We start from the raw sequence: 21,091 nt of genomic DNA, 5'->3' as shown, positions 1-21,091 counted from the left end.
ATCAATGGCAGACCAAAGGATTATCACGCAGATTGTACCGGCTCAACTTTTCAACCAAGGATCTTCTTGAAACCCCCAACGCTTTCGCGGTACGGGTCTGGTTACCTTTATACGCCTGCAGTTTCTTGGCGATTACCTTTGCTTCCAGCCGCTGCATTGTATCCTTGAGGCTGTCACCATCCAGGCAAACTCCTTCAGAATCTGCCGCCATAACCGGTGCTGCAGCAGTCATTGATTCAGGCAAATGCTGTAACTCGATCACGCCGTCTTCTGGCGCTAATAACACAGCACGCTCAATCATATTACGGAGCTCTCTGATGTTCCCCGGTAAAGGCTGCGCCTGAATCACATCTAAAACTGCCGATTTAATACCTGAAATCTGTTTTCCATATTGCTGCGCTATATTTCCGATAAAGTAGTGAACCAGCGCAGGGATATCGTCACGTCGATCTTTTAACGCCGGCAGGTCAATCGGGAAAACATTCAGTCGATAATAAAGGTCTTCCCTGAATTCTCCTTTATCAATGAGTTCCAGAAGGTCCTGATGGGTTGCTGCAATCACCCGCAGATCAATCTTTATAGGGTGCAAAGCTCCCAGCGGTCGCACTTCCCGCTCTTGCAAAACACGCAGCAGTTTAGCTTGTAATTTAAGTGGCATATCACCGATTTCATCCAGAAATAAGGTGCCACCACTGGCTAATTCAATCAGTCCTTTTTTATCCGCAGAAGCACCGCTGAACGCACCTTTCTTATAACCGAATAATTCTGACTCGAGGAGCTCTTCAGGCAATGCCGCGCAGTTCTGTGCGACAAAAGCCTGCTTACTGCGTTGCGGACTATTACGGTGAATGCACGCAGCCACCAACTCCTTACCTGTTCCGGTTTCGCCCCGAATCATAATGGTTGCGCTGGTGCTGACGATTTTCTCCATCAGGCTGAACACCTTACGCATCTCCGGTGAGTCACCAATGATGTTATCTACTACAAGTGAACCGCTGATTCGCTCTTTCAGCTCCTGATTTTCAATTTCCAGAACATGTCTGGCCGAATCCAGTTGCTCTATCAGTACCCGGTTATCTGCCAGCAAACGCGCATTTTCTGCAACCACCACAGCCTGAACAGCAAAGGCTTTAACCAAACCTTCCAGCTGAGCCGGGAAAGCATTAATCTCTCCCTGCTCATTCTCCCGGCGATTGTAAAGTTTCATCACCCCCAGGCTGCTGCCTTCAAAATCAGTCAGCGGGACCACCAGCATTGACACCGTTTGCTGACCAAAGAGTCTGTCTAAACGGTACTGTTCAGCAAAATCAAAACCGCTGTATTGATACGTATTGGCGATATTAACAACCTGGCCCGACAGGGCCGCCCAGGAGATAACGTCGGTCTGGCCTGAACGCTTTTCAGCCAGGAGATCAACCGGGCGAAGTTCATTACTCAGCTGAGAAAAATAATCTCCCTGCGCCACTTCAGGGATCAGGAAACGTTTTTTTCGATCCAGAATATAGACACAACCAGCTTCTGCAGACGTCAGTTTTCTGGCGGCTGTGAGGATTTTATCCAGTAAGCGTTTGATATCCTTTTCACGGGTAATTGAAAGATTAATCTGAACCAGCTCTTCAAGCGCCAATACAGAATCTTCGATTGAATAATCCATTATTAATCCTGCTATTTACTGAAAGACAACGAGAAATCACCGGCATCGTTTATATCCAGATCTACGCGTGTAAACCGGGCCTCACTATTCATATGTTCGAGTAATTCACTCGCTAACTGCGGCAGAAGAGAGCCATTAATAATATGGTCAATATTACGTGCACCGCTTTCCACTTCCTGGCATCGCTGCGCAATGGTTTCGACCACCTCATCGGTGTACTGCATGTCCAGTTGCTGACTATTTCCTACCCGATCGACAACTTTATTAAGCTTGAGACGCGCGATATCAGACATCACTGAGGTATCAATGGTGTAAAAAGGAACAATTTGCATACGGGCCAGCAGTGCCGGTTTAAAGTGCTTACTCAGTGTTGGGCGAATGGCCGCCATCAGCGCTTCCGGATCCGGACGCTTACCATCGCTACACATATCCGTAATGATTTCAGTTGCCAGATTCGAGGTAAGAAATACAGCGGAGTTACGGAAGTTAACTAGCTGGCCTTCGCCATCCGACAACATGCCTTTATCAAACACCTGATAGAACAGGTTCATCACTTCCAGATCTGCTTTTTCCACTTCATCCAACAGCACCAGTGAATATGGCTTCTGACGTACGGCTTCCGTTAATACACCACCTTCACCGAAGCCGACATAACCAGGTGGTGAACCGATAAGACGGGAAACAGTATGTTTCTCCTGAAACTCGGACATATTAATCGTGGTTAAAAAGCGTTCGCCACCGAACAGCATATCGGCAACGCCAAGAGCCATCTCAGTTTTACCCACGCCACTCGGCCCTACAAGAAGGAACACACCCAACGGCGTATCTGGATTATTGACACCGGCTTTAGCTGCACGCACCCCTCTGTCAATTGCATCGATTGCATGGTCCTGACCACGGATACGCTGCTTTAAATTATCCGCCAGTGTCAGTACTGATGCTGCTTCATCCCGCACCATTTTCCCCAGAGGAATACCGGTCCAGTCTGCTATCACACGTCCGACAACGTCAGGAGAGACTTCATAATGAATCAGTGGATTGTCACCCTGAATGCCTGCAAGCTCAGCCAGCTCATCACGAATCTGCTGCTTAAGCCCGGCTTCATCGATGGTCTCACAGGCGTCCCCTTCTGCAGTTTCAAGATGAGCCTTCGCCAGTGTTTGTCGGTGTTCAAGAATCCGCTCAACAATGGCTTTCTCTTTCTGCCATTGATCGGTCAGCACGTCCCGCTCAGTCATGGACTGATCTAACAAAACATCCAGCGCATCTAACTGGCCTTCATCGGCCATGATATCAGCGGCGATATCGCGTTCGAGCGCCGCTCTTTCTCTCTGTAATGTCTGAATTCTACGGTCGGCATCTTCAACGCCATAAGGAATAGAGGAGATACTGATTTTGACCCTGGCTGCTGCTGTATCTAATACATCAACAGCTTTATCCGGTAGCTGGCGACCTGAAATGTAACGTGACGACAAACTTGCAGCCGCTTCAACAGCATCATCTCTTACATAAACACCGTGTGCTGCTTCATAAGTTTCCCGCAGACCTCTGATGATAGTAACGGCCTGATCGACTGTCGGCTCATCCAGTTTTACCAATTGAAAACGGCGGGCTAAAGCAGGGTCTTTCTCAAAGTACTTCTTATATTCGGACCAAGTGGTTGCTGCAACGGTACGTAATTCACCGCGAGCCAGAGCAGGTTTAAGCAGGTTGGCAGCATCGCCACTGCCTGCAGCACCGCCTGCACCGATCAACGTATGGGCTTCATCGATGAACAGAATAATAGGTTTAGGTGATTCTTTAACCGCCGTAATAACGCCGTTCAAACGGTTTTCGAATTCTCCTTTAACACTTGCGCCGGCTTGAAGCAGACCCAGGTCAAGGCCATAAAGCTCTACATCGGCCAGAACATCAGGCACTTCTCCTTGTGCAATTTTAAGCGCCAACCCTTCAACCACTGCTGTTTTACCAACACCGGCATCACCCACACAGATCGGGTTATTTTTACGACGGCGTCCTAATATATCGATCATCTGCCGGATTTCAGTATCACGGCAGAATACCGGATCGATCAGACCTTCCCGGGCTCGGGCTGTAAAATGTGTGCAATATTTATGCAAAGGCCCCAGATCAACTTCTTTCTCTGCAACTGAAGCCTGATGACCTGCCTGGCTCAAAACGGCTTTCTGCTCTGGAGAATCAGCAACAATGTCGTCGTAATTTTTTAATAAATCATCAACGGAAATTTCAGACAAACTGTCACAATAACCAGCCATGCCGTGACGCCGCTGATTTGACAGAATCGCCAGCACCAAAACACCGCTGCGGATTTCGCTGTCACGCCGTTCCAATGACGCAATAAGCCACGCGTCTTCAAACAAGCCCATCAGTGTACGGGAGAAAACAGGCTTACCTGTATTGCCTTTTTTATCCGTCTCTACTGCATGCTGCAGGTCGCGGACAAAGTGCATAACATTGATTTTGTAGTGCACAAGAATCTGCGCGAGGTCATTATCATCCTCCAGCATTTTCAGTAAAAAATGCTCAACGCTAATCTCATAAGCGCCATGGGAAACCGCCAGCCCCGCAGAAGCTTCCAGCGCACGGGTTACATTTTTGTTCAGGCGTCCCATCAGGGATTTCATTTTTATATTATCCATAAGTCCTTCACTGGCAAGCCATTAATCTGGCTTACTGATCCATTTGTCCTGTACGGTGTTGCTCAGCACTACACGAGGGTCTTCCCCCGTGGCTTTCGCCAACCAACCCACCCAACCTAATTTCGGTGCAGATGCCCCACCCAGGGTGAACGGGGGAACATCCTCGCGTTTCAATATAAGCTCAATGTCGAAGCACAATTGTTCCGGCATTAAGAGCTCAATAAGTTCTAATAAAGCAGCATAAGCGTCGCCATCGGGCAGAAAGCGTTCAAAAGTTTCAAAATCAAGAGGGCCAATACACACTCTGAACTTGCCGCAATGGTCTTTAATTTTTTTTCCCAGACACAGGTCATCACCCAGCCGGCTATTGGCTTTACCCAGGCTATTGAGCTGATCACCCGGAATATCTGCCCAGCGCTCAACGTACTCCTGGATTTGCACCGGAATCATCCCAAAATAACCACTTATTACAGAGGTCATCACGCTAACTGAGTTAGCATTCATTGCTATTAGCCCGGCGTATCCCAACAACCTTGGCCAATTCACTGCTGAACGCTCTCTGGCCTGTTTGTCAGGCGCTCCCATCAGAGAGAAAACACCTTCAGAGAACGGATCTTCAGCCCTTTTCTGATACAGAATACCCGGCTGATATTTTTCCCAGCTCCGATACAGCAGCGAAGTAAACCGGTGATTAAACAGATCCAGAAAGTCTCTTTGCCTTGCTGCAGGAACATCATAAAGCTGTAGCAGGAGCTCTCCCTGACGGAATGCCTGATAATCGGACCGCCCCAGAATGTCGGGCAGGGATTCTGAACGTCTCAGACGCTCTAAACAGCTTTCACTGAATTCCCTTACCGCAAATGCGCCTGACTTGATCTGTTTTTTTATATCAGTCGCATCGTTCAGAAGACTGGATACATCCAGTCGATAATCCCGTAAGCGCTGAAGCTGCTCCTCTTTTTTAATGAAGTAGGTCTGATGATCCTGAGTTTCGATCCGCATCTGCTCAGCAATGATGCTTTCCGTTACATGCACGGGCATCGGCGAAGGCGCGCCATACAGCCCGATGAAATTGGATTCCAGCACTGCCTTTCCACTGGAATCAATACGTGCTTTTGCTATATCGCTACTGGCAAACGCCAGCGAGGGGTGCCCGGCAAAGCGAACCTGCTCTTTAGCCACGGCACCCTGATAACCGACCTTTACAGGAGCGTTTTTTTCTAACAGACGCACCGCCTGAAAAAAATCAAACTGATGCGAATCCCTGAGAATAAGCTGAGTCAGAGAATCGTTTTCAAACCCGGTTGTATCTTCCATTGATACACCTCTCCATTCTCAAGCCCTTCGACAATCAGTTGATGATGCGAGTTAATCGGAGCGTACTGCGCAAAAAAGCCACTCAGCACCGCTGCGAATAAAAACATGCTGCTTTCACCCTGTATCCCCTTTGCACCAAACTTGCTTTCCCGCATCTGCATCCGGGTCTGTAACGCTCTAACCGGCACACCCTTGGATATACGATCAATCGTCTCAGTCTGAATACCAACGATTCCTTCCTGCAACTGTTTACTGGCACGCTCTGTCTGCCGGTCAAACATTGCCCGTAAGTCATAGCTGGTAAGCAAGTTCTTAAGTGACTCCAGATTGGACAGAGGGCGATAGTGCAATGCAAGGTTGGCAATAAGTTGCCAGTGCAGCCCTTCTCTGACAGGTGGCGGTAATGCTCCGGTCACCCGGGAGATATTTTTAAAAGTTACAAATTCCGGGGAGTCAGAAGTGGGATAAATGATGTCCCCCGCCCTTAGTGTTTCTGGCAACTGGCGGTTAGTGCAGGTCAGTTCTATAGAAATGATCTCTGTCACGGGTAGCGCTTTATGGTTATCAAGATCAACAAAGCGCAGATAATTATCGACACCATTTTGCAGGGTCGACATCTTCCTGTGCTGCGTATAAAAAATCTGACGGCGTTGATCACTGTGGTTTAATTCGTGTTCAAAACTCTCAAACGCCTCATAGCGATAGATATCGCTTCGCCCTCTTTGCTTACCCAACACACTGTCTATGCTGAAAAGCTCAATATGTTCTTGCTGCCCATAATCAGGACGGACTAAATATTCCAGCTTGCGCGGGTCAACTTTGATCGGGTCAGCATCATGTTCAAACAAGTTGATGATAGGTGTACAAAACAGACGAACATGACCTTTCTTCACCCGCAGCTGAGAATCGAACTGGCGATTAAACTTAAATCTCAGTGTAAAGTGCTCCAGCATGGGGGCTGACATCACCGGAAGATCGACATTCACATCTACAAACATGAACTTTTCAGGCAAACTGAAAAACTCCTGCAAATAGCGATAACCTTCAAATGAACGGTTACTCTGAGGCAGCAAATCCTCATCTTCAGCAAAGCCAACCGGAGAAACCGGCAACCCGGGTAAACGGTGCTGCGTATTAGCACGGCCATCTTTGTATCCGGCCTCTAAGTGCACACTGTCCAGATAACGAAACAGCCATAAATATAAGGCCTGGCTGATATGAGTTTCGCGATCGCCGTGCAAAAATAACCGCAGGTTTTTCAACTGCATCGACTCAGCTGTAGCGCCAGTTTCCAATTCAAACCGAATAGCCATCTCCGCGCCATCACTGTTAACGGAGGTCGTCAGATCAGTCAGACTGATAGGATATATATCAACGTCGTAGCAAGTCCTGAACTGGCAAGCAGTGCCATCCACTTCTACGCTGCGCACCATCTCGCCCTTTGAGATTTTCTTTCCTTCTGTCAGTGCGCTGGTGACAGGTTTGTACTCCAGAATACTCATTGCAGGTAATGGCCGCAGGTAGTGCGGCCATAACAGGCTGGTCAGAGAATGAGTGATCTCAGGTAGCTGATCATCAAGCTTCTGCCGGAGCCGCCCGGTGAGGAATGCAACGCCTTCAAACAAACGCTCAACATCCGGATCATTGCCTTCTTCTGACAGAAACTTTGACAACCCCGGATTCTGGTGTGAAAACTCAACACCTAACTCTCGAAGGTAAGAAAGCTCATCCTGATAATATTTGTTAAATGCCATTACTCAGCTCTGTACTTTAAATAAGCCATCATTTCCCATCATAGTTTCAAACTTAACTCGCACAGGGCTTCCGGGAACAACCAAACGCGCCACAATCTCAAAGCGCAGATCCGTCGGATCATCTTCATTCTGTGTAAAGGATACGCGGGTCTGATCCAGACGAGGCTCATACAGTTCCAATGCCCGTTTAATCGCTTTACGCATATCCTTAACTGCCTGCATATATCCGCTATTCAAATCCAGGTCATTAAAATCAGGCAAACCATACTCAGGTAATGCAGTAACACTGCCATAACGCACGTTAAACAGGTTCTGTAAATGCAACCGGACGGATTGGCGAAGCTTATCCACCCCTACCTCAAGTGACCGCTGCGCACCTTCATCACCTAATGCAATCCGCTGCAATAATGAATACTCAAGCATCTTTACCCTCCAGGCATGTGCAGGACGAGGTATACAACAGAGCCCCCTCGTCCTGCAGGTCGGTTATCAGGACTTATCCAGCTTACCAACCAAAGACAGAGTGAAATCTGCCCCCATGTATTTGAAGTGCGGACGCACGTTCATAGATACACGGTAAAAGCCCGGTTCACCCTCAACATCGGAAACCTGAATGCTTGCATCACGCAGCGGACGTCGGCTACGTACTTCGGCACTCGCACCATCCTGATTGGCGACAAACTGACGGATCCAGACATTCAGTTCTTCTTCCAGATCGTTGCGCTCTTTCCAGCTACCAATGTTCTCCCGCTGCAGCACTTTGATGTAGTGCGCCAGACGGTTAACGATGAACATATACGGCAACTGAGTGCTGAGTTTGTAGTTCATCTCAGCTTCTTTGCCTTCCTTGCTAATACCAAAGAATTTCGGCTTCTGAGTCGAGTTAGCAGAGAAGAATGCTGCGTTATCGCTGCCTTTTCTGAAGGTAAGAGGGATAAAGCCCGCTTCCGCCAGTTCAAATTCACGGCGATCCGATACCAGTACTTCAGTAGGGATTTTCGTTTCAATCTGGCCCATTGCTTCATACTGATGCAACGGCAGATCTTCAACAGCACCACCGCTCTGCGGACCAATAATATTCGGGCACCAGCGGTATTTAGCAAAGCTCTCAGTCAGACGTGAAGCAAACGCAAAAGAGGTGTTGCCCCATAGATAATTCTGATGATCACCGTCGATGTTCTCGTTATAACAGAACGCCTTAACCGGGTTATCACGCTCATGATAAGGTAAACGCAGCAGGAATCTCGGCAGGGTCAAACCAACACTTCTGGCATCCTCGCTTTCACGGAACGAACGCCACTTAGCATACTGAGGCCCTTCGAAAATAGCTGCGATATCGTTCAGATTTGGCAACGATTGAATGTCTTCAACGCCAAAGAACTTTGGAGATGCAGCACCGATGAACGGCGCATGCGCCATAGTGGAAACACTGGCTACGTTCTGCAGTAAGCTGATATCCGGAGCGCTGTGTTCAAACTCATAGTTGGCCATAATTGCAGCTACAGGTTCACCACCGTGCTGACCGTATTCAGCGGTATAAACCTGCTTGTATAAACCTGACTGGGTGATCTCTGACGCATCTTCAAAATCGACAGCCAGATCATCCTTTGAAACATTCAGGATTTGAATTTTGTTGTTCTCGCGGAAATCGGTCCGGTCAACAACAAACTTCAGGCCACGCCAGGCCGATTCCAGTTTCTGCACTTTCTCGTTATGCAGAATCTGGTCAAGTTGAAGACTCAGTTTTTCATCGATCTCAGCAATCATATCGTCGACAAGCTGTTTACGAACCCGCTCGGTCTTCTCACCCGAAGTCAGGATCTCTGCAATGAAAGCCTGTACACCTTTCGATGCAACATCATAAGACTCATCACCTGCTTTCATGTTGGTTTGCTGCAAAATCTGATCGAGCAAGGAGCCGCTCTCTGTTTCAACGACTTCAGCTTGCCCCGCAATCATTTCCTGTTCTGACATCTTTTTATTCCTTTACCTTAATTGCCGCGTAAACTTACGGTTGCTCAATGCCGAGTTCAGCCATCAACTTCTGACGTGACTCGTCGTCGCCTAACAGCTCATCAATCTGCTTACGAAAAGCAGGTACGTTGCCCAGTGGACCTTTCAAGAATGACAATGCTTCTCGCAGCTCGAGGAGCTTAGCCATTTCCGGAACCTGGCGGACCACGGCTTCTGGCTCAAAATCTTTCAGCGTATCGATGCTCAGATCCACGGGCATTTCATCGCCCTCTTCACCAGACAATTTATTAGGCACTGTCAGTTGCAAGCTCAGCTTCTGATTAGACATGACGTCGTTAAAATTCGCCTTGTCGACATCAATCAGCTCACGGTCCTCCACCTCGTCTTCGTCTTCACGCAAAGTATAATCACCCACCATCATGATCTTCAGCGGTAATTCAATCTCTTCCTTTGCATCGCCTATAGCAGGCTTATAGACAATATTGATCCTTTCCTTAGGAGCGACTGATCCTTCTTTAGCCATGGTTACTTCCTTCGTTAGTTTGTTTTGAGAATGGACAGCGCGCCCAGAGGATCCATCAGGCACAAATGCGCCTTCAGTTGATCAACATGGATAAGCTGCTCTGTTGTATATTTTTTCTTTGTCTGATTTTGCATATGGCAATTCACCAGAAGCCTGATCACATCCAGATGCAGAAGTGGCTCCCAATGCTGCAGCTGTTTTTCTTCGATCATTTGCTGCAGATACGTCAGTTGAGGTTGAGCTATGTCGAGATACCCGCTCTCAAAGCAATAGCGGGCCTGCTCAAACTGCCAGTAGGCCTGCTCTCTCAGACTACTGACTGCGGCAATGCCACTTTTAAACATCGCCAGACCCTGATCAAAATCACCGCTGATTGCAGACTGCTTAGCTTTGGCAGCAACCTCATGCCAGGGTGCTGAGGCTGTTGCAGAACCTTTATCTGCCGCTGGCGCATCAACTGATCCGGTGCTGAGAGAAGCGATCCACGCTTTGGTCATTTCATCGGCAAAACCTTCGCCATTAGCAAAGCTTCCGTTAAGCAGTTCCGGCATTCGGGATACCAACATGGAGACCGAATCTTTGACAGCCTGTGCCGCTTCTTTTGCGGTAATCGCTTCCAGCGCATTAGCTACCATACGGTGTAGGGAAAGCCAGAAGACCTGACCCGATGCGAAGGTTTTTTCACATTCTTCAATCAAACCCGGCCAGTCTTTAGCCTGCTCCAACTGTTTCAAGGCCATCACTTTACTTTCGGCAGGTGCCGGTAAAACAGCATCAGGAGGCGTTTCCTTTAGCTGCATCCAGACACCGGAACGCAGAAGAAAATAGGGATAAGCATCATTCACTCTTTGTGAACGTAGCAAGTGTGCAGCTTTAGTAATTGTCGAACCACATGAGCGGAGCGCTTTAGCAATATCTTCCGAAGATGATACCGCCACAGGTGTATGAACAGGCGCTTTCACGGCTTCAGGCGCAGCTGCAGGTGTCGGTTGCTCTGCCGGCACCCTGACAGGTGCAGACCCGTTGTCCTGACTCACTGGCTTACTGATTTCAGGTTCTGGTGCGGGCTCTGGCTCCGCCTGTTTTTGCTTTGCCTCTTCGAGTAGGAATTCAGCCTCTTGCTTATACCGGCCGAGAACATTCCTGAAATCAAATAAACTGGGGGCTTTGTCACCCAGTTTGTCAGCCAGGCTGTTATCCAGCTCGACAAAGGCATTTGTCGCATCAATAACTGATACGGCCTGATCTAATGTCGACTGGTATTCAGAAAAGGGCCTGTCAATCTTTTGCAGCAGCCAGGTTACTGCGGCACCACGACTCTTAGGTCTGGCAGGATGGATCTCAGACCAATATGGCGCATTGACCAGATCACGTAATAGCTGGAAGCCCAGATTAAGACCTTCAAAGCTATAACGATAAAAAAGCGCAGCTGCCAGGCGCGCAGCTACCCGCAGGTCCTTACTTTGCTCCTTCAATATCTTTGCAGCCAGCGTTTCGACCTTATCCCAGTCAACCGGCTGTATATTGATGCCTTCTGACTTTCTCAGTTCATCTTCTAACGCCGTAAAATCATCATTATGCTTTACCTCTGGCCCTGCGGATAACTCTCCCGATAACGGCAATGCATAATTCAGAACTTCCTGCTGATCCATTAAGCAGCTCCTTCTGCTATAGCATTATCAGATTGTTTTTGTTCCAGCTTTAATTGCTGAAAGCACTTAAGGGATAACAGATGCTGGTAGATGAGTTCCAGCGCCCCAGCTTTGTGAAGTCTGGCGACACTCTCCTGATCCAGTTGCTCAAGTCGAGCCCTGGAAACCACCCAAAAGCCCGACAAAATAGTACGCTCCGCTTCTGGTTTAGCATTAAGCTGAGCAGGTTCCAGCAGATCTAATTCCTGCAAGAGCGCCGAAAGCATCTGGTTTCGATCCCGCTCTGCCTCAAAAGCCTCAGTAAACTTAAGAATCTGTTTCAGGAATTCGCTTGGCTTTTCACCTTCGAACAGAGGGATACCACGACCATCGCGGTTCAGTTTGTCGCTTTTCTCATCGATACAGAGTGTTAATTCACTCTCATCGGTCCGGACAGCAATAAACGGGTAACGGCGAATATAAGCAGGTATATATTGTCCAGACCATTCACCTTCAGCGCTGACCCATTGATTCAGGTTTGCCTGAATAGCCAGCACAATAATAGGCACCGCTTCATTGTCTTCCAGCAAAAACACAATAGGAAAAGAATGACAGGCAGAAGCAAACTCGTTGACGCCCACCGGGACGGAGTTTGCTTCCTTCGCGAAATGGAAACCAACGTTATTATCAAGATAGCAAGCACCGTGAGTGCGGTGACTCAGCGCTGTAATCTTGTTGTAAAATAAAGGTTTTTTAACACTCATTCGGTCGACACTCCCTATCCATTATTACATCCATTCCATGATGCCCTGCTGAGTATTCATTGCCTGCAGAGAAAATACAATACCGTATTTCGCCCATTGATCATGGTAATACTCAAAGCGGTCATTACGATCAACCGATACCAGATAACGCCCATCATTATTGAACCATGCAAGCTCTTCTTCACGCTGATCTTCAGGCAACAACATACCCTCATCGGCCACATCGAAAATTGTCACAAACTCATTGAAGAGCGCATCATCCAGGCCCAACAGATAACTGAGGAACTGAACCTCAGATCGGGTCAACGCGTTAAGGTTTGCTTCTGAGCGAATCAATGCGGTAGAACTGAACAAAGCAACCTGACGGGAAATATCAGCCGCCGACTGAGTCAGATATGCGCTCCGGGCATCAATAATCAATGAGCCGCTGGTATCCAGTGTGAAATTAACCAGGTTCCCGGGGTCACCAATATCCTGATTGGGACCGGCATCCAGTCTCAGCAGGCTTTGGGCGACAATCTGAGTACCGTTGGTTTTAATGCCACCTGTTTCAGAAATAAGCTCTACTGAATCACCTTCGGCACGGTTCACCAATATGGCGTCTTCCTCAATCAGGCGAATATTCGCCCCCTTCAGGCTGATCTGACCAAACCGTGTGACTTCCGATGCCCCAAGCGTTCCTAATTCGATATCCCCTGAGGCATCAACCGTTAACAGCCCAGAAACAGAAAGATCACCATCATCTGTAACATTGCCGGCACTGTTAACAGTTAAACTAGAAGCTGTAGAAGATTGCAGTAAAGTACTGCTATCTTCGTGCAGAATCACATTACCGCTATTCAGCACAACCGAACCAAAATTGACCTGGTCTCCGCTAATTCGACCTAAATCAATATTTCCAGTGTTTGTTACCGTAAAGGCATTTGCCACATTAATATTACTGGCGGTGGTATTACTGATAGAACCTGTTACATCCAGTGTTAAATCAGTGACATCAATATCATTTAACTCAAGATCTGCTGTATTTTTCAGAATCACACTGCCACCACCCAGTAGCTCAACAGCATGGATCTGATTAGCATTGCCCAGCGTAATGTTGCTGGCAGACAATGACAGCTCATCAGTGACCGTCAGTACCGTTCCAACCTGTTGCGAAATTGCGGAATCAACTACAACTTTAAAATTCGCCGCATTCACATCTCTCAATTCAAGTGCGTCCTGATCCCGAATACTGACATGATTCCCTGCGATACTAAGGTTATCAAACTGATTGCCTGTATGCTCAAGAGTGACATTGCCTGCGCCCGCATCTATCGAGAGTGAAGGCACTGACAATGCACCGATCTGAGAAATATCTCCTGCTGCAGTTACACTCAGAGACGTTGTCAAATCAGATTCACCCAGAACGATGCTATCGACATCGTTGATCTGAGCAGAATCAGCTTTCAATTCCAGAGTATTAAAGTTGTTTGCCTGAGTCAGTGTCACTGTATCTGCATCAATACTCGCCGTGTTAGCGACAACAATCGCGCCGGTCTGGCTCAACGCACCACCGGCAGTCACACTCAGATCATTTACGTTTATAGTGCCCATGCTCAATGCATTAACATCGCGCGCACTCAGATTATTTGCAGAAGCAGATAAACTATTGAAATCATTACCGCTGTTATTCAGCGTGATATCGCCACTTGTCGCGGTCAGACTGGTCGCACCGTCCACATCAATAGCACCAGACTGAGTGAGGTTGCCTCCGGAAGTGACATCCAGATTTCCGGTCAGAGCTGAAGCAGCCAATGTTAATGCATTGCTATCCTCTATCGTGGCATTGACAGCATCCAGCGCCAGCGAAAAGAAATTGTTACCGTTGTTATCCAGTGTGATGTCAGCACCTGTTGCTGTAAGACTAGTTGCCCCGCCGGCTTTAATCGCACCGGACTGAGTGATATTTCCAGCAGCTGTCACTGTTAAGTTGCCTGTCAGGTCTGAACTTCCCAGAACAACACCGTCAACATCGTTAATCTGGGCAGTGCCGCCATTCAACGATAATGTGTTGAAATTATTTGCCTGAGTCAGCGTGGCTGAGCTGGCATCAATACTCGCCGTGTTAGCGACAACAAACGCTCCCGTCTGAGTCAGAGCACCGCCGGTCGTCACGCTCAGATCATTTACACTCAACGCACCTATACTCAGTGCATTAGCATCACGCACACTCAAATTATTTGCAGAAGCAGACAATCTGATGAAGTCATTGGCCGCGTTTACAAGCGTAATATCCGCATTCGTTGCCGTCAGGTTAGTCTCGAAATCAACCTTAACAGCACCTGACTGAGTAATATTGCCAGCGGCTGTCAATGTTAAGCTACCGGTCAAATCCGTGTTGCCCAGCTCAATAGCGTTCACATCGTTAACCAGAGCCGAAGCACCGCTCAAAGACAGAGTGTTAAAATCATTTGCCTGAGTCAGGGTTGCTACGTTGGCATCAATACTGGCTGTATTAGTAACCACAAATGCACCGGTCTGTGTCAGTTCACCACCGGCTGTAACAGCCAGATCATTAACATTCAGAGCAGCAATGTTCAGCGAATCGGTATCACGCACGCTGAGATTATTTGCCGAAGCGGTTATACTATTAAAGTCATTGGATGCATTTTCTAACGTAATGTCACCGCTAGCAGTCAGCGTAGTCGTTCCATCTACATCAATAGCGCCAACGCCAGACTGAGTGAGACCGCCTCCTGAAGTAATATCTAGAGTTCCGGTCAGTGTCGAAGCAGCCAGCGCCAATGCATTACTATCCTCGATCGTGGCATTCACCCCGTTCAGAGCCAGCGAAGAAAAGTTATTACCACTGTTATCCAGTGTGATATCCGCATTTGTTGCTGTCAGGCTGGTCGCGCCGCCGACTTCAATCGCACCGGACTGAGTTATATTTCCTGCAGTTGTAATTTCCAGAGAGCCAGTCAGACCTGTGCTGCCCAGCTCAATAGCGTTCACGTCATTGATCTCTGCCGAGCCACCATTTAATGTGAGGGTATTGAAATTATTCGCCTGAGTCAGCGTAGCGGAGCTGGCATTAATATTAGCGGTATTGGCAACAACAAACGCATCGGTCTGAGTGAGTGCACCACCGGCCGTTACGCTAAGATGATCAACGGTCACAGCCCCCATACTAAGCGCATTTACATCATGCACACTAAGATTCGCTGCCGAGGCAGACAGACTATTAAAGTCGTTTCCGCTATTTTCCAGAGTAATATCACCAGAAGTACTCAGTATAGAGACTCCATCCACATCAATCGCACCGGACTGGGTGATATTTCCTCCTGCAGCAATCGTCAGGTTTCCACTCAGGCCTGACTCAGCAATTACGATTTCATTCACATCTGTCAGGGTAATATTTTTATTGCCTGAAACAGTAAGGGTATTGAAATCATTGTTTGCATGATTCAACGTCGCAGTGCCATTAATACTGGCATCATTAGTAACGACAAATGCACCGGTCTGAGTCAGTGCACCACCGGTGGTAACAGTCAGGTCATTAACATTCAGGGCTGCAATGCTGAGTGCATTAGCGTCACGCACACTCAGATTATTTGCTGAAGCAGATAAACTACTGAAATCATTACCCACATTTAAAAGGGTGATATCGCCACCTGTCGCTGTTAGGCTGGTCGCGCCGCCGACTTCAATCGCATCGGACTGGGTGATATGCCCACCTGCAACAATCGTCAGCCCCCCACTCAGGCTTGACTTAGCAATTTCGATTTCATTCATATCTGTCAGGGAAATATTTTTATTGCCTGAAACAGTAAGTTTATTGAAATCATTGCTAGCATGATTCAACGTTGCAGTGCCATTAAGACTGGTATTATTAGTAACGACAAATGCACCAGTCTGCGTCAGTTCACCACCAGTAGTAACAGACAAGTCATTCACATTCAGGGCAGCAATACTCAGTGCGTTAGCGTCACGCACACTCAGGTTATTTGCAGAAGCAGATAAACTATTAAAATCGTTTCCAGCATTTTCCAGAGTAATATCACCAGAAGCTGTCAGTATAGAGACTCCATCCAAATCAATCGCACCGGACTGGGTGATATTTCCTCCTGCAGTGATCGTCAGATCCCCACTCAGGCTTGACTCAGCAATTACGATTTCATTCATATCTGTCAGGGAAATATTTTTATTGCCTGAAACAGTAAGTTTATTGAAATCATTGCTAGCATGATTCAACGTTGCAGTGCCATTAAGACTGGTATTATTAGTAACGACAAATGCACCTGTCTGGGTCAGAGCACCACCAGCGGTAACAGTCAGGTCATTAACATTCAGAGCCGCAATCCTCAGTGCGTTAGCATCACTCACACTCAGGTTATTTGCAGAAGCAGATAAACTACTGAAGTCATTACCCGCATTGACAAGGGTGATATCCGCATTTGTTGCTGTCAGGCTGGTCGCCCCATCCACATCAACAGCGCCAGACTGAATGAGATTGCCCCCGGAAGTGACATCCAGAGTTCCGGTCAGTGTCGAAGCAGCCAACGTTAATGCATTACTGTCCTTTATCGTGGCATTCACCCCGCTTAGCGCCAGCGAAGAAAAGTTATTACCGCTGTCATCCAGCGTGATATTACTACCTGTCGCGGTCAGGCTGGTCGCTCCAGCAACCTCAACAGCGCCTGACTGGGTAATATTCCCAACAGCAGTCACTGTTAAGGTACCGGTCAGATCCGAGGCACCAAGCTCAATACTGTTTACATCGTTAACCTCAGCCGAACCACCATTCAAAGACAAAGTCTTGAAATTATTCGCCTGCGTCAGAATGGCAGAGCTGGCATCAACATTAGCCGTATTAGTAACTACAAATGCACCTGTCTGGGTCAGTTCACCACCAGTAGTAACAGACAAGTCATTCACATTCAGAGCCGCAATCCTCAGTGCGTTAGCGTCACTCACACTCAGATTATTTGCAGAAGCAGATAAACTACTGAAGTCATTACCCGCATTGACAAGGGTGATATCCGCATTTGTTGCTGTCAGGCTGGTCGCCCCATCCACATCAACAGCGCCAGACTGAATGAGATTGCCCCCGGAAGTGACATCCAAAGTTCCGGTCAGTGTCGAAGCAGCCAACGTTAATGCATTACTGTCCTTTATCGTGGCATTCACCCCGCTTAGCGCCAGCGAAGAAAAGTTATTACCGCTGTCATCCAGCGTGATATTACTACCTGTCGCGGTCAGGCTGGTCGCTCCAGCAACCTCAACAGCGCCTGACTGGGTAATATTCCCAACAGCAGTCACTGTTAAGGTACCGGTCAGATCCGAGGCACCAAGCTCAATACTGTTTACATCGTTAACCTCAGCCGAACCACCATTCAAAGACAAAGTCTTGAAATTATTCGCCTGCGTCAGAATGGCAGAGCTGGCATCAACATTAGCCGTATTAGTAACTACAAATGCACCTGTCTGGGTCAGTTCACCACCAGTAGTAACAGACAAGTCATTCACATTCAGAGCCGCAATCCTCAGTGCGTTAGCGTCACTCACACTCAGATTATTTGCAGAAGCAGATAAACTACTGAAGTCATTACCCGCATTGACAAGGGTGATATCCGCATTTGTTGCTGTCAGGCTGGTCGCCCCATCCACATCAACAGCGCCAGACTGAATGAGATTGCCCCCGGAAGTGACATCCAAAGTTCCGGTCAGTGTCGAAGCAGCCAACGTTAATGCATTACTGTCCTTTATCGTGGCATTCACCCCGCTTAGCGCCAGCGAAGAAAAGTTATTACCGCTGTCATCCAGCGTGATATTACTACCTGTCGCGGTCAGGCTGGTCGCTCCAGCAACCTCAACAGCGCCTGACTGGGTAATATTCCCAACAGCAGTCACTGTTAAGGTACCGGTCAGATCCGAGGCACCAAGCTCAATACTGTTTACATCGTTAACCTCAGCCGAACCACCATTCAAAGACAAAGTCTTGAAATTATTCGCCTGCGTCAGAATGGCAGAGCTGGCATCAACATTAGCCGTATTAGTAACTACAAATGCACCTGTCTGGGTCAGTTCACCACCAGTAGTAACAGACAAGTCATTCACATTCAGAGCCGCAATCCTCAGTGCGTTAGCGTCACTCACACTCAGATTATTTGCAGAAGCAGATAAACTACTGAAGTCATTACCCGCATTGACAAGGGTGATATCCGCATTTGTTGCTGTCAGGCTGGTCGCCCCATCCACATCAACAGCGCCAGACTGAATGAGATTGCCCCCGGAAGTGACATCCAAAGTTCCGGTCAGTGTCGAAGCAGCCAACGTTAATGCATTACTGTCCTTTATCGTGGCATTCACCCCGCTTAGCGCCAGCGAAGAAAAGTTATTACCGCTGTCATCCAGCGTGATATTACTACCTGTCGCGGTCAGGCTGGTCGCTCCAGCAACCTCAACAGCGCCTGACTGGGTAATATTCCCGGCGGCAGTCACTGTTAAGGTACCGGTCAGATCCGAGGCACCAAGCTCAATACTGTTTACATCGTTAACCTCAGCCGAACCACCATTCAAAGACAGAGTCTTGAAATTATTCGCCTGCGTCAGAATCGCAGAGTTGGCATCAATATTAGCCGTATTAGTAGCTACAAATGCACCTGACTGAGTCAGATCACCACCGATTGTTACAGTCAGATTATTAACATTCAAAGCACCCATGCTCAGCGCATTAACATCACGAATACTCAGGTTATTTGCAGAAGCAGATAAACTACTGAAGTCATTACTCGCATTAAAAAGGGTGATATTCGCATTTGTTGCTGTCAGGCTGGTCGCACCATCCACATCAATGGCACCTGACTGAGTAAGATCGCCCCCGGAAGTGACATCCAGATTTCCGGTCAGTGTCGAAGCAGCCAGCGTCAATGCATTACTGTCCTCTATAGTGGCATTTATCCCGTTCAGCGCCAGCGAAGAAAAGTCATTGCCACTGTTATCCAGCGTGATATCCGCATTTGTTGCTGTCAGGCTGGTCGCTCCAGCAACCTCAACAACGCCAGACTGAGTGATATTGCCAGCAGCTGTCACTGTTAAATTACCAGTTAAATCCGTACTGCCAAATTCAACACCATCCACATCATTTATCTGGGCCGTAGCACCATTCAAAGATAATGTATCGAAATCATTCGCCTGCGTAAGCGTTACTGTATCAGCATCAATATTCACAGAACTGGCTGTAACGGAATGGCTTTGAGAGATTAAACCGCCTGCCGTCAATGACAGGGTTTCACCATTTACCAGGCGAATCTCGTCATTAATTGATATATCTTTGCCGGCATCCAAAGTCAGATTCGTTGTTGCAACCACACCACCAGTGTTAACACTGGTATCAATCCCAGCTTCAACAAAAATATTATCAGTAGCCTGCAAAGAGATATTCGTAGTTTTCAAAAGTTCAATCAGATCATCAACATCAATACGAGCGTCAGTAGGGGGATCAGAAGCGTCAATATTGCCAGAAATCGGACTACCGCTCTTCGCAATACGGATATTCTTAGGATCAATCAGAAGCTCACCGGTTTTTCCGGAAGGCGCACTGAGATCAACATCACCGGAAAACTGCAGCGTTTCCTTACCGGAAACTTCGGCAAATCCACCATCGCCCTGGCTCTCTCCGCCTCTGGCAGAAATTGAGCCTTTATAACTGGTAGTTTCGTCAGCCCAGACAATCACACGCCCGCCATCACCGGCACCGGCATCAGCTTTCAACTCAGCGGATTCTTCAACCAGCGTCTCCCCGGAGTTATTGATGTCGGTATCCTTACCCTGATAACCACCACCAACACGAATATTACCGCCGCCAGTCTCACCGGACACATCCAGCAAAGCACCTGCCTCAACTATCGTGCGATCACCAGTCACATCAATATCGCCACCAGCTCCTGTTGCACTGGATGCAATCAGCTGACCACTGTTTCGTACGGCTCCACCTTCGCCAATAAGTCTGATCTTTCCGCCGCTGGTATCAATACCTTTAGCCTCAATCACACCGGTATTGTTTACCACATTGGCAAACACATCTCTGGCAGCTTTGGCCGTTAGCAGAACAGAACCATCTGCTGCTGAAATCAATCCGGTGTTCAGGACAGCCGTATCAGATTCAGCTCCGGTAGTTTCTCCGGTCAATTTAAATTTCAACAAACCGTCGCCATCAAAGTCCAGCGTTGCACTCTCCGCTGAGGCTAAAATAACCCTTCCCTTGGTAGCCTGAATAACACCTTCATTGACAACGGTATCCCCGACAAGCACTACGGCACCGCCGGTTGCAGCCATCAGAGTTCCTTTGTTAATAATGACGCCTTCATCCCCGGAATCCTGCAGAACAATATTGCCAGACATAAAGTCATGGTCAGAAATCTGTTTTGTAGAAGCAACCAGGCTGCCGATGTTTACCGAAGAATTCTCACCGAACACAATACCATTCGGGTTTATTAAAAAGACCTTACCCTGCCCTTCAACGCGCCCTAAAATCTGCGACGCCTGCTGATCATGAATACGGTTAAGAGTCGCTGCTTTGGTCGATGGTTGCTCGAATTTAACCAGCTCATCCTGCGCAACATTAAAGCTCTGCCAGTCAACCACCATTGAGGATGAAGACTGCTGCACAGTGGTTACTTTATCATTGGTATTGATGCTACCGCTGCCATGAGATATCACCCCGCCCTTAGGCGCGGAAAGCACTTGGTTAGGTATAACGACAGAACCACTGACACCCGCGACCATTGCGGACTTAACAAAAGTTGACATTGCTGTTCTTGACCAGCTCAT

Annotated in this window: 10 protein-coding genes; all 10 read right to left on the bottom strand. The window is 47.9% G+C overall.

The window, feature by feature from the left end:
• Position 1: 1 nt before the first annotated feature.
• A complete protein-coding gene (locus OCU49_RS11260; protein WP_261845083.1) occupies positions 2-1,654 on the bottom strand; it encodes a sigma-54-dependent Fis family transcriptional regulator in 1,653 nt (550 codons plus the stop codon).
• Between the two features lie 11 nt (positions 1,655-1,665).
• Positions 1,666-4,314, bottom strand: coding sequence for a type VI secretion system ATPase TssH (gene tssH / locus OCU49_RS11255; RefSeq protein ID WP_261845082.1), 2,649 nt, complete (start codon positions 4,312-4,314; stop codon positions 1,666-1,668).
• Positions 4,315-4,335: 21 nt separating this feature from the next.
• The gene (tssG, locus tag OCU49_RS11250; RefSeq protein WP_261845081.1) at positions 4,336-5,631 is read right to left on the bottom strand and encodes a type VI secretion system baseplate subunit TssG; all 1,296 of its coding nucleotides are present in this window, start codon (positions 5,629-5,631) and stop codon (positions 4,336-4,338) included.
• On the bottom strand, positions 5,595-7,385 hold the full coding sequence (gene tssF, locus OCU49_RS11245) for a type VI secretion system baseplate subunit TssF (protein ID WP_261845080.1): 1,791 nt from the start codon (positions 7,383-7,385) through the stop codon (positions 5,595-5,597). The genes tssG and tssF overlap by 37 nt, the downstream gene beginning before the upstream one ends.
• 3 nt (positions 7,386-7,388) lie before the next feature.
• On the bottom strand, positions 7,389-7,808 hold the full coding sequence (gene tssE / locus OCU49_RS11240) for a type VI secretion system baseplate subunit TssE (protein WP_261845079.1): 420 nt from the start codon (positions 7,806-7,808) through the stop codon (positions 7,389-7,391).
• Between the two features lie 66 nt (positions 7,809-7,874).
• The gene (gene tssC, locus OCU49_RS11235) at positions 7,875-9,359 is read right to left on the bottom strand and encodes a type VI secretion system contractile sheath large subunit (protein ID WP_261845078.1); all 1,485 of its coding nucleotides are present in this window, start codon (positions 9,357-9,359) and stop codon (positions 7,875-7,877) included.
• A gap of 34 nt (positions 9,360-9,393) precedes the next feature.
• The gene (gene tssB / locus OCU49_RS11230; protein ID WP_261845077.1) at positions 9,394-9,882 is read right to left on the bottom strand and encodes a type VI secretion system contractile sheath small subunit; all 489 of its coding nucleotides are present in this window, start codon (positions 9,880-9,882) and stop codon (positions 9,394-9,396) included.
• A 14-nt stretch (positions 9,883-9,896) separates the two neighbouring features.
• The gene (gene tssA / locus OCU49_RS11225; RefSeq protein WP_261845076.1) at positions 9,897-11,534 is read right to left on the bottom strand and encodes a type VI secretion system protein TssA; all 1,638 of its coding nucleotides are present in this window, start codon (positions 11,532-11,534) and stop codon (positions 9,897-9,899) included.
• A complete protein-coding gene (locus tag OCU49_RS11220) occupies positions 11,534-12,277 on the bottom strand; it encodes a SapC family protein (protein WP_261845075.1) in 744 nt (247 codons plus the stop codon). The genes tssA and OCU49_RS11220 overlap by 1 nt, the downstream gene beginning before the upstream one ends.
• Before the next feature lie 24 nt (positions 12,278-12,301).
• Positions 12,302-21,070: a two-partner secretion domain-containing protein gene (locus OCU49_RS11215; protein ID WP_261845074.1), complete on the bottom strand. Its 8,769-nt coding sequence runs from the start codon at positions 21,068-21,070 to the stop codon at positions 12,302-12,304.
• Positions 21,071-21,091 lie beyond the last annotated feature (21 nt).

The organism is Aliamphritea ceti (assembly GCF_024347215.1).
In the GTDB taxonomy this organism is placed as follows: domain Bacteria; phylum Pseudomonadota; class Gammaproteobacteria; order Pseudomonadales; family Balneatricaceae; genus Amphritea; species Amphritea ceti.
The sequence above is the reverse complement of the archived record's forward strand: the minus strand, read 5'-3'. Positions and strand labels throughout refer to the sequence as shown.

Coding starts and splice junctions, on each gene's coding strand:
- OCU49_RS11260 (WP_261845083.1), bottom strand. CDS start 1,654: ATGGATTATTCAATCGAAGATTCTGTATTGGCGCTTGAAGAGCTGGTT.
- tssH (WP_261845082.1), bottom strand. CDS start 4,314: ATGGATAATATAAAAATGAAATCCCTGATGGGACGCCTGAACAAAAAT.
- tssG (WP_261845081.1), bottom strand. CDS start 5,631: ATGGAAGATACAACCGGGTTTGAAAACGATTCTCTGACTCAGCTTATT.
- tssF (WP_261845080.1), bottom strand. CDS start 7,385: ATGGCATTTAACAAATATTATCAGGATGAGCTTTCTTACCTTCGAGAG.
- tssE (WP_261845079.1), bottom strand. CDS start 7,808: ATGCTTGAGTATTCATTATTGCAGCGGATTGCATTAGGTGATGAAGGT.
- tssC (WP_261845078.1), bottom strand. CDS start 9,359: ATGTCAGAACAGGAAATGATTGCGGGGCAAGCTGAAGTCGTTGAAACA.
- tssB (WP_261845077.1), bottom strand. CDS start 9,882: ATGGCTAAAGAAGGATCAGTCGCTCCTAAGGAAAGGATCAATATTGTC.
- tssA (WP_261845076.1), bottom strand. CDS start 11,534: ATGGATCAGCAGGAAGTTCTGAATTATGCATTGCCGTTATCGGGAGAG.
- OCU49_RS11220 (WP_261845075.1), bottom strand. CDS start 12,277: ATGAGTGTTAAAAAACCTTTATTTTACAACAAGATTACAGCGCTGAGT.
- OCU49_RS11215 (WP_261845074.1), bottom strand. CDS start 21,070: ATGTCAACTTTTGTTAAGTCCGCAATGGTCGCGGGTGTCAGTGGTTCT.